Origin of the sequence: Streptomyces sp. NPDC051563 (assembly GCF_044454225.1) — a bacterium.
GTDB lineage: Bacteria > Actinomycetota > Actinomycetes > Streptomycetales > Streptomycetaceae > Streptomyces.
Map to the genome: position 1 here is coordinate 1 of NZ_JBITDL010000040.1, position 9,123 is coordinate 9,123.

The 9,123-nt window shown below is 72.0% G+C and carries 11 protein-coding genes; 9 read left to right on the forward strand and 2 right to left on the reverse strand.

Annotated elements, in window-relative coordinates:
- Positions 1-280: 280 nt before the first annotated feature.
- Both ACIA8F_RS34325 and ACIA8F_RS34330 read right to left on the reverse strand, forming a co-directional pair.
- Positions 281-1,303, reverse strand: coding sequence for a LacI family DNA-binding transcriptional regulator (locus tag ACIA8F_RS34325; RefSeq protein ID WP_383950760.1), 1,023 nt, complete (start codon positions 1,301-1,303; stop codon positions 281-283).
- A gap of 70 nt (positions 1,304-1,373) precedes the next feature.
- The gene (locus ACIA8F_RS34330) at positions 1,374-2,144 is read right to left on the reverse strand and encodes a response regulator transcription factor (protein WP_243339450.1); all 771 of its coding nucleotides are present in this window, start codon (positions 2,142-2,144) and stop codon (positions 1,374-1,376) included.
- A 508-nt stretch (positions 2,145-2,652) separates the two neighbouring features.
- Between ACIA8F_RS34330 and ACIA8F_RS34335 the strand changes: the two genes are divergently transcribed.
- From ACIA8F_RS34335 to ACIA8F_RS34375, 9 genes are all read left to right on the forward strand, one after another.
- Positions 2,653-2,907: a MoaD/ThiS family protein gene (locus tag ACIA8F_RS34335; RefSeq protein ID WP_267753985.1), complete on the forward strand. Its 255-nt coding sequence runs from the start codon at positions 2,653-2,655 to the stop codon at positions 2,905-2,907.
- A gap of 10 nt (positions 2,908-2,917) precedes the next feature.
- Complete coding sequence (locus ACIA8F_RS34340; RefSeq protein WP_399384783.1) at positions 2,918-4,342, forward strand: hypothetical protein; 1,425 nt, start codon at positions 2,918-2,920, stop codon at positions 4,340-4,342.
- A gap of 161 nt (positions 4,343-4,503) precedes the next feature.
- On the forward strand, positions 4,504-5,217 hold the full coding sequence (locus tag ACIA8F_RS34345) for a DUF2993 domain-containing protein (protein WP_399384785.1): 714 nt from the start codon (positions 4,504-4,506) through the stop codon (positions 5,215-5,217).
- 164 nt (positions 5,218-5,381) lie between these two features.
- The gene (locus tag ACIA8F_RS34350; RefSeq protein WP_350206375.1) at positions 5,382-5,465 is read left to right on the forward strand and encodes a putative leader peptide; all 84 of its coding nucleotides are present in this window, start codon (positions 5,382-5,384) and stop codon (positions 5,463-5,465) included.
- A 176-nt stretch (positions 5,466-5,641) separates the two neighbouring features.
- Positions 5,642-6,487, forward strand: a complete 846-nt coding sequence (locus tag ACIA8F_RS34355) for a sulfurtransferase (RefSeq protein WP_399384786.1) — start codon at positions 5,642-5,644, stop codon at positions 6,485-6,487.
- 70 nt (positions 6,488-6,557) lie between these two features.
- Positions 6,558-6,848: a DUF1416 domain-containing protein gene (locus ACIA8F_RS34360; RefSeq protein ID WP_399384788.1), complete on the forward strand. Its 291-nt coding sequence runs from the start codon at positions 6,558-6,560 to the stop codon at positions 6,846-6,848.
- Positions 6,849-7,006: 158 nt separating this feature from the next.
- On the forward strand, positions 7,007-7,270 hold the full coding sequence (locus ACIA8F_RS34365) for a DUF3099 domain-containing protein (protein WP_250744599.1): 264 nt from the start codon (positions 7,007-7,009) through the stop codon (positions 7,268-7,270).
- 113 nt (positions 7,271-7,383) lie between these two features.
- Positions 7,384-8,199 carry a hypothetical protein gene (locus tag ACIA8F_RS34370; RefSeq protein WP_399384790.1) on the forward strand — a complete coding sequence of 272 codons (816 nt, stop codon included), beginning with the start codon at positions 7,384-7,386 and terminating at the stop codon, positions 8,197-8,199.
- Complete coding sequence (locus ACIA8F_RS34375) at positions 8,196-9,008, forward strand: hypothetical protein (protein ID WP_399384791.1); 813 nt, start codon at positions 8,196-8,198, stop codon at positions 9,006-9,008. Before ACIA8F_RS34370 ends, ACIA8F_RS34375 begins: the two co-directional genes overlap by 4 nt.
- Positions 9,009-9,123 lie beyond the last annotated feature (115 nt).

Sequence of the window (9,123 nt, forward strand, 5' to 3'; positions counted from 1 at the left end):
CCCCGCTCCTCAAACGCCGGAGGGGCTGGGTGTATCCAGCCCCTCCGGCGTTTGAGGAGCGGGGTCTGGGGCGGAGCCCCAGGGAACGGGCGAAGGGTGGGTAGGGGACTTCGCCCCGCAGGGCACACCCACCCGCACCCGCCCACCGGGCTCACGCCGGGACGGCGGTGGCGGCAGCCCCGACCGGCCACCGCCGGACGGAGTCCGGCGCAGCGGCGCGAAGCCGGGGAGGCCCGCAAGGGCCGAGCCGTGCGAGCGGCGCGTCACGAAGGGAAGGGGGCTAGCGGCAGCCGCAGGAGCGGCGGATGACCAGGGCCGACGGGAACTGCTTCAGGCGTTCGCGCCGGGAGCCCGCCACCCGCAGGGCGTCGTCGAGGACGAGGTCGACCGCCGCGCGGGCCATCGCGGGACGGTCCGAGGCGACCGTGGTCAGCGGCGGGTCCGTGAGGGCCGCCTCCTTCACGTCGTCGAAGCCGGCGACCGCGAGCTGCTCGGGGACGTCGATGCGGAGCTCGCGCGCGGCCCGCAGCACGCCGATCGCCTGGTCGTCCGTGGCGCAGAAGATCGCCGTCGGCCGGTCGGGCTTGGCCAGGACCTCCAGGGCGACCTTGTACGCGTCGTACCGGTTGTAGGGGGCCTCGATGATCCGGCCCTCGGTCGACCGGCCGGACTCCTGCATGGCCCGGCGCCAGCCCTCGACGTGGTCGGCCACCGGGTCGCCCACGGACGGGGTGTTCTCGATGCCGCCGATGCAGGCGACGTACTCGTGCCCGTGTTCGAGGAGGTGGCGGGTGGCGAGCTGCGCGCCGCCGATGTCGTCCGTGACGACCGCGACGTCGTCGATGGCCTCGGGGCGTTCGTGGAGGAGGACGACCCGGGCGTCCCAGGCTTCGATCTCGCTGGCGGCCTGCTCGCTCATGCCCTGGCTGACCAGGATGAGCCCGGAGACCCGCATGCCGAGGAAGGCCCGCAGGTAGTGCACCTCGCGCTCGGTGCGGTAGTCGGAGTTCCCGACGAGCACCATCTTTCCGCGCTCGGCGGCGGCCTGCTCGACCGCGTGCGCCATCTCCGCGAAGAACGGCTGACGGGCGTCCGGGACGATCATGCCTATGAGGTCGGTGCGCCGGGAGGCCATCGCCTGCGCGACCCGGTCCGGGCGGTAGCCCAGATCCTTGATCGCGGCGAGGACACGCTCGCGCGTGGCCGGGGCAACCGGCCGGGGTCCGTTGTTGATGACGTAGCTCACGACGGCGGTAGAAGTACCCGCAAGTCGTGCCACGTCATCCCGCGTCACCTTGGCCACGCGCGGAAGTCTACGCGGGGTGACCTACCTCTGGGCAGGGCGTCCGGAGGAGGTCGTTCCCGCGGACCCCCTAGTCCATCCGGGTGAGCGCCGCCGCGGCCCGCGCGGAGGCCTCGGCCGCCGCCTTCGTGGCCGCCTGCGCGGCCGCTTCCGCCGCCGCCCGTTCCACCTTCTCCGGGGTGACGAAGCGGTACCCGACGTTGCGGACGGTACCGATCAGCGACTCGTGCTCGGGCCCGAGTTTCGCGCGCAGACGCCGTACGTGCACGTCGACGGTGCGGGTGCCGCCGAAGTAGTCGTAGCCCCACACCTCCTGGAGGAGCTGTGCACGGGTGAAGACCCGGCCCGGGTGCTGGGCGAGGTACTTCAGGAGCTCGAACTCCTTGAAGGTCAGGTCCAGGACCCGGCCCTTCAGCTTCGCCGAGTACGTCGCCTCGTCGACCGACAGGTCGCCGTTGCGGATCTCCATGGGGGAGTCGTCCGAGCCGAGCTGCTGGCGGCCCGTGGCGAGGCGCAGCCGCGCTTCGACCTCGGCCGGTCCCGCGGTGTCGAGGAGGACGTCGTCGATGCCCCAGTCGGCGGTGACGGCCGCGAGGCCGCCCTCGGTGACGACCAGGATCAGCGGACAGCCGGGTCCCGTGGAGCGGAGCAGCTGGCACAGCGACCGCACCTGGGGCAGGTCGCGGCGGCCGTCGACGAGGATCACGTCGGCGCCCGGGGTGTCCACGAGGGCGGGGCCCTCGGCGGGCGCCACCCGGACGCTGTGGAGCAGCAGGCCGAGGGCCGGCAGGACCTCGGTCGAGGGCTGCAGGGCATTGGTCAGGAGCAGGAGTGAGCTCATGCTCGACCACCTGCCCGGGGCGAGCGGAAGTACTGCTGGTGTGCGTGCGCAGGTGCGTGCGCCTGTACCTCTGCCCGCACCTGCCCCTGCACGACGGTTCGCTGGTCCATCACGTCGGTTCCTCCTCGGTCCCGTCGAGGACGTTCGCGGCACTGCTTCGTACGACTTGCCGGTGTCCGCCGGTCCCCGCGCCCTGAGGTCCGGATGGATACCACTGTTCTCGGTCCGTTCAACGTGCTGAAAGCACAAAAGGACCCGGGGGCTACGTTGCCCGGATCCTCTCGGCAGCAGAATAGCCCACCCGCCCCGGCCTGGCCGAGGCTTCGGAACGTTCCACTTCTGTGGTCCCCGCCACCCCCGGACCTGCATATGCGCGGGTTTCACCGGATCGGTGGACCCGGTGCGGGCTGCCTGGGCGCACGCGGGGCGCGCGGAGGCACGCCGGGATCGGGGGCAGGAGGGGTCATGATGGAGGCCGACGGCAGAGCGCCGACGAGAGGAGCGTGCAGTGGCAACCGGAACCATCCGCTACTGGGCGGCGGCGAAGGCCGCGGCCAAGACGGCGGAGGAGCCGTACTCGGCGCGGACACTGGCCGAGGCGCTCGACACCGTGCGGGAACGCCACCCCGGGGAGCTGACCCGGGTCCTGCTGCGCTGCTCCTTCCTCGTGAACGAAGAGCCCGTGGGCAAGCGCCCGCACGATTCCGTCGAGCTGACCGAGGGGGGCACCGTCGAGGTGCTCCCGCCGTTCGCGGGCGGGTGAGCGGACCCCGATGACTACACCGAGCACGCCCGAGGAACATCAGCAGCAGGAGCAGCAGCCCGATCCGTACGGGACCCAGACCTGGCAGTCCCCGACGTGGGACACCTCGTACCAGCCGGTCCAGGCGCCGCTGGACGGCGTACCGGCGCAGTACCCGGTCGCGCCGGAGGGCTGGTTCCGCGAGGAGCCGCAGGGGCCGGGGCAGCAGATGGGGCAGCCGCAGGCCCAGCCGCAGGCGCAGCCCCAGGCGCCCGTCGCCGGTCAGGAGTGGGGGCAGCAGCAGGCGTACGCGGACCCCTACGGGGATCCGTACGCGGCTCCGGCCGCCTACCCGCAGGCCCCGGCCCCGGCTCCGGCCCCGGAGCACTGGTTCCGCGAGGAGCCGCAGGCGCCGCTTGCCGAGCCGCAGCAGCAGTGGGCGGAGGCGGCGTACCCGCCCGCCTACCCCGCCCCGTCCGACCCGTTCCAGGCGCAGGCGCAGGCGCACGCCCAGGAGCAGGTCCCCGCCGCCGCTCCGGCCCCCGGCCAGGAGTGGGCCGCGGAGCAGGCCCCGTACGTCCTCCCGCAGCAGGCGCCCGAGGTACCCGGCGGGGCGCCCGCCGCGGCGGCGGGGGCCGGCGGGGTCGCCGAGGAGGAGCCCGCCTGGTCGCCGCCCACCCTCGCCGGCAACACGCTGCGCGCCGTGGACCCGGCCCAGGCCCGCGCCGAAGGCCGCTCGCCGATCATCGATCCCGGTCCGCAGGCGGCCATACTGACGGCCGCCCTCGGGCTGGTCCTCGCGGGCGCCGCCGCGCTGAGCCCGTACGCGCTGCTCGCGCCCCTGATCGCCCTCCAGGGCCTCACCGCGGCGGGCTGGTTCCGCCTCAACGGCATGTGGCCGGCCCGTCAGGGCATCGCCCTGGCCTTCGCCGGGGCGGTCGTCGCCGACGCCGCCGTGCTCGCGGTGGGGGAGCCGTACGGCCCCGGCGCGATCATCGGCACCCTCGGCGCCTGGGTGCTGCTGACGCTGGTGCTCCAGCTGCGCAGCCACGCCGATCCGGACGAGCGGATGTACGGGCTGATGGCCTCGGTGGCCTCGGCCGCGCTGGCCATCGTCTGCGCCGGGTACCTCGCGGCCGACTCCGCCGCCGCGAGCGTGGGGGCGGCCGCCGTGGCGGTGGCCGTCTTCGCCCGGGCGCTCCCGCTGCCCACCGCGCCCTCGGTCGGCGTCTCGCTGGCCGCCGCGGCCGGTGCGGGCATCGCCGTGGGCGGGCTGACGTCCGTCGGCGCGGGCGGTGCGCTGATCGGCCTGGCGGCCGGGGCGTGCGCGCTGATCGGGCTGCGCGTGGCGGCGTACGACTACCCGTCGAAGTTCGTGCACATGACGGCCGGTGTCGCGCTGCCGCTGGCCGCGGCGGCCCCGGGGGTCTATCTGATCGGCAGGGTGGTGGGCTGAGGCCCGGGCTCCTCCTCCTTCCCGAGCGCCCGTCCCGTTCGACCGGGGCGGGCGCCGTCACACCTGGTCACGGCCCGCCATCGGGCCCGTCATCTGACAGCGCCCTCACGGCCGGGCATGGTCCACTGGCCCGACGTACCAATCGTCTGGGGGGTGGGCACGTGCGTGTCCTGCGTGTCGTTGTGATCATCGGAGTGGTCCTGGGCGGTCTGTTCGTCGGGCTGGACCGCTGGGCGGCCGGTTACGCCGAGGACCGGATGGCGGAGCGGATCCAGGCCCGGCAGGGCCTGTCGGGAGTGGGCGTGGACATCCACGGGTTCCCCTTCCTGACCCAGGCGCTCTCCCGCGACCTCGACCAGGTCGACCTGAAGGTGGCCGGCGTCGACGTGGCCACCCCGGACGGCCGTACGACGCACCTGTCCGGGCTGCGGGTCGCCTTCCGGGGCGTGGAGCTGAACGGCGACTACAGCGGCGGCACCGCGCGGTCCGCCCAGGGCTCGGCCCTCGTCTCGTACGCTGACCTGACCGCGGCCGCCCAGCCCGGGGTGACGGTCGCCTACGGCGGCGCGCCGGGCAAGCTGAAGGTCACCGCGAGCGTGGAGTTCCTCGGCCGGACGCTCAGCCGCAGCGTGGTGTCGACGGTCTCGCTGGTCGACGCCCCCGGGGGCAAGGGCGGGAAGACCGTCCGGGTCCGCGCCGACGAGGTGCCGGGTGAGGGCCTTCCGGGGATCGAGGCCGTGGTGCGCAAGAAGACCGACTTCGACCGGCGGATCGACGAGGGTCTGCCGTCGGGGGTCCGGCTGACGGGGCTGACCTCGGGCGCGGCGGGTCTGGAGCTCACGCTGGGCGGTACGAATCTCGCATTGGCCGGATAGTGAGACGGGTGGGTCCGATCCGCAGATGGGAGGGCCGTACGAGCCCCCGTACGACCCGCGCGGGGAGATCGACAAGGAGTCTCATCCCACTATTCGGACGATCCTGTCTCGGAATATGACACGGCGGTGACAGGGCGGCCGATTCGTCCCTACGATCCATGCCTATGAAGCATCAGCAGGCGGACCTCACGAAGCGGCGGGCAGTAGACCTGTGTCGCGTCGCCGCCATGCTCTGTCGATCCATGTGACGTGTGAGCGCATCCCGCTCCATAGCCGGACGACGGCCTTCCGCTTTCCCGTGTGACCGCCTCTGCCTCCCGCCCTCCTGAAGCCTCCCCGCAACAGGATCCGCGGGCGCACCCGGACGCACGCACCCCGCACCACCAGCACCACCCCGCCGCACACTGCCCCGGAGGAGAACACCATGAGCCGCAGCGACGTCCTCGTAGACGCCGACTGGGTCGAGGCCCACCTGAACGACGCGAACGTCGTCATCGTCGAGGTGGACGAGGACACGTCCGCGTACGACAAGAACCACATCACCAACGCCGTCCGGATCGACTGGAAGAGCGACCTCCAGGACCCGGTCCGCCGCGACTTCGTGGACCAGGAGGGCTTCGAGAAGCTCCTCTCCGCCAAGGGCATCTCCAACGACGACACCGTCGTCCTCTACGGCGGCAACAACAACTGGTTCGCGTCCTACGCCTACTGGTACTTCAAGCTCTACGGCCACCAGGACGTCCGCCTGCTCGACGGCGGCCGCAAGAAGTGGGAGCTCGACTCCCGCGACCTGGTCGACGGCGCCGACGTCCCGAGCCGCCCGGCCACCGCGTACAAGGCCAAGGCCCAGGACACCTCGATCCGCGCCTTCCGTGACGACGCGGTCGCCGCGATCGGCACCAAGAACCTGGTCGACGTCCGCTCGCCCGACGAGTTCTCGGGCAAGCTGCTCGCGCCGGCGCACCTCCCGCAGGAGCAGTCGCAGCGTCCGGGCCACATCCCGAGCGCCCGCAACATCCCGTGGTCGAAGAACGCCAACGACGACGGCACCTTCAAGTCCGACGAGGAGCTCACCGCCCTCTACCAGGCCGAGCAGGTCGACCTGGCGAAGGACACCATCGCCTACTGCCGCATCGGTGAGCGCTCCGCGCTCACCTGGTTCGTGCTGCACGAGCTCCTGGGCCAGGAGAACGTCAAGAACTACGACGGCTCGTGGACCGAGTACGGCTCGCTGGTCGGCGTGCCGATCGAGCTCGGCCCCAACAAGTAGTTCAGGGCAGCAAGCACGCGGGGCACGCGACGCCCCGGTAGTCGTACCTCTCTAGGACAGGACAGAGAACATGTGTGGAGCACAGATCGGCGGGCCCGACCTCGCCACGCTGAAGCCCGGTGAGACGGCCATCCAGGGCCAGGTCACCAAGGACGGCGAGCCCGTCAGCGGCTACGTCCGCCTGCTGGACTCGACCGGCGAGTTCACCGCCGAGGTCCCGACCTCGGCCACCGGCCAGTTCCGCTTCTACGCGGCCGAGGGCTCCTGGACGCTGCGCGCGCTCGTGCCCGGCGCCCAGGCGGACCGCGCCGTGGTCGTCGTCGAGTCCGGCGGCGTCACGGACGTGGCGATCGCGGTCTGAGCACCGCACCTGTGTGAACGCGTGACGGCATGACCGCGTGACCGTATGACCGGCCGAAGGGCCGCACCCCCGGGGGTTGGACGCCATCGGATCGGGGTGCGGCCCTTCGTGTCGTTCCGGGCCTCCCCGGGAACGGGGGGCGGCCCTACCCTGGAGACATGTACGCCCGTCGCCGGCGCGCCTACTTCCTGCTCATGGGCGGATGCCTGTTCCTCTTCGTCTCCGCCTGGTCCTTCGTGCGCCTGTGGTCCGTCGAGGCCGCCGTGGCCCTGTGCGTGGTCGCCATGGTCATCCCCCCGGTCGCCGCGATGGTCGCGAACCGGCGCGGACCCGATGACCGCTGGTGGGACGACCCCTCGGGGGACGCGAAGTCCGACGAGTGGTGGGACGAACTGGACGGAAAGCGGCGTCACGAGGATTGAAACCAGCCGATATAAAAATGTAATAAGGGTGACCACAACATCTCCCCACGGCAGGGTGTCTTGTGAGTACGCGGACGATCGTTCCGCGACTCCAGTCCTGTGGGGGGACTCCCTTGGAACACGAACAGACCATCCCTGAGCAGCGAAAAGAGGGGGAGAGTGCCCCGGAACCGGGCACTTGGGACGCGGTTGCGGACGCAACCGCGGCCGCCCCCCGGCGCCGCGGCCGCCGCACGCTCCTCCTGATCGCGGCCGCCGTGGCCCTCGGCACCCTGGCGGGCACGGCCACCGGCTACGCGATCCAGTACGACCGCGAACCGACCCCGCTGGCCCCGCTGGCGCAGCAGGACCTGGCGTACCCGAAGGCCCTCGCGCCCGATGACGCCACCACGAACAAGACGATCAACGCCAACCGCTGGCACAAGACGGACGACGACCTCGCGAAGCTGCTGATCGAGGCGCCGGGCGGGGCGAAGAAGGAGGGCTCCGGCTACAGCAGCCTCGACTTCCTCGCGCTGGGCTTCAAGGAGCCCGGCAACGCGCTGAGCAACTTCTCCTCCTCCCGGACCCGCCGGGTCGTCTCGGTGAGCTGGTCCGAGGACGACAAGAACTTCGTCCTGGTCACCCTGGTGCAGTTCTCCGACCGCAACGGGGCCGACGACTACCAGAAAGAACAGTCGGGCTACATGTCCGACAAGGACCACGCCGGCAACGACGGTGTGCCCATCCCCGGCACCACCGCCGAGCTCGGGCACGTCTGGGTCGACGCGAAGGCCGAGGAGAAGGCCGGCTACCTCCCGATGCGCGCCGCCCGGGCCGTGGCCCGCCGCGGCGACATCGTGCTGGACATCCACTACACGAACAACCGGGGCAAGATCGCCGAGGGCGACGTCGTGGACCTGGCCAAGCGACAGCTGGAGCGACTGTGACCGAGCCGCAGAACGACGCCGTCCCGGTCCCGGACGTGCAGCCCGCCGTACCGGCGGAGCCGCTGCGGCCCGCGCGGGTGGTCAACCGCAAGGCGATCGCCCTGGTCGCCGGTGCCGTGGCGGTGGCAAGCCTCCTCGGGGGCGGAGTCTGGGCGTCCGCCGCGATCGCGGACGCCGACCGGGACGCGCCCACGGCCTACTGGGTGCCCCTCGGGGAGCCCGCGGCGAAGGCCGTCGAGCCCGGAGCCGTACCGCCGAACGCCCTGTCCGGCAAGCTGCTGCCGATCCCGGACGGCTTCCGGCCCGGCCCGGACATGGGGGCCGACGGCAACGACTTCGTCCTCTCCGGCGAGAAGGCGATCGAGAGCTTCCAGGAGTCCCGCACCGGGCTGTCCAGCACGGAGCGCAAGAAGCGCGACGAAATGCTCGCCTCGCTGAAGCTCAAGGGCCTGGCCGGCCGTACGTACGCGAAGGAGATGACCGGCTGGATCGCCGAGGTCCGCATCATGCAGGCCGACCCGAAGGCGGTGGGCAGCTTCTCCGAGGTCACCAAGAAGCTCCTCGAGCTCGGCGGAGACAAGCGCCAGGCACCGAAGGTGGACGGGTTCCCGGACGCCAAGTGCTCCCTGCTCGCGATCGGTGACGAGGAGGGCAAGGAGAAGATCGACTCGATCGACTGCACGGCGGTCGAGGGCGACATCGCCGTCACCTTCCGCGCCTACGGTCCCAAGCCCTTCTCCACCACGGACGCCGTGGCGTTCTTCAAGAACCAGATGAGCCACCTGAAGTCCCCCGGGGAGTCCGTGTGACCGAGCAGAGCACCACAGAGACCGCGGCGGCGCCCCCCGAGGATGCCGCGCCGCAGCCCGCCGTGGCCGAGGACGCCGCCCCCTTCGCGTCCCCGGACACCGCGCCCTTCGCAGC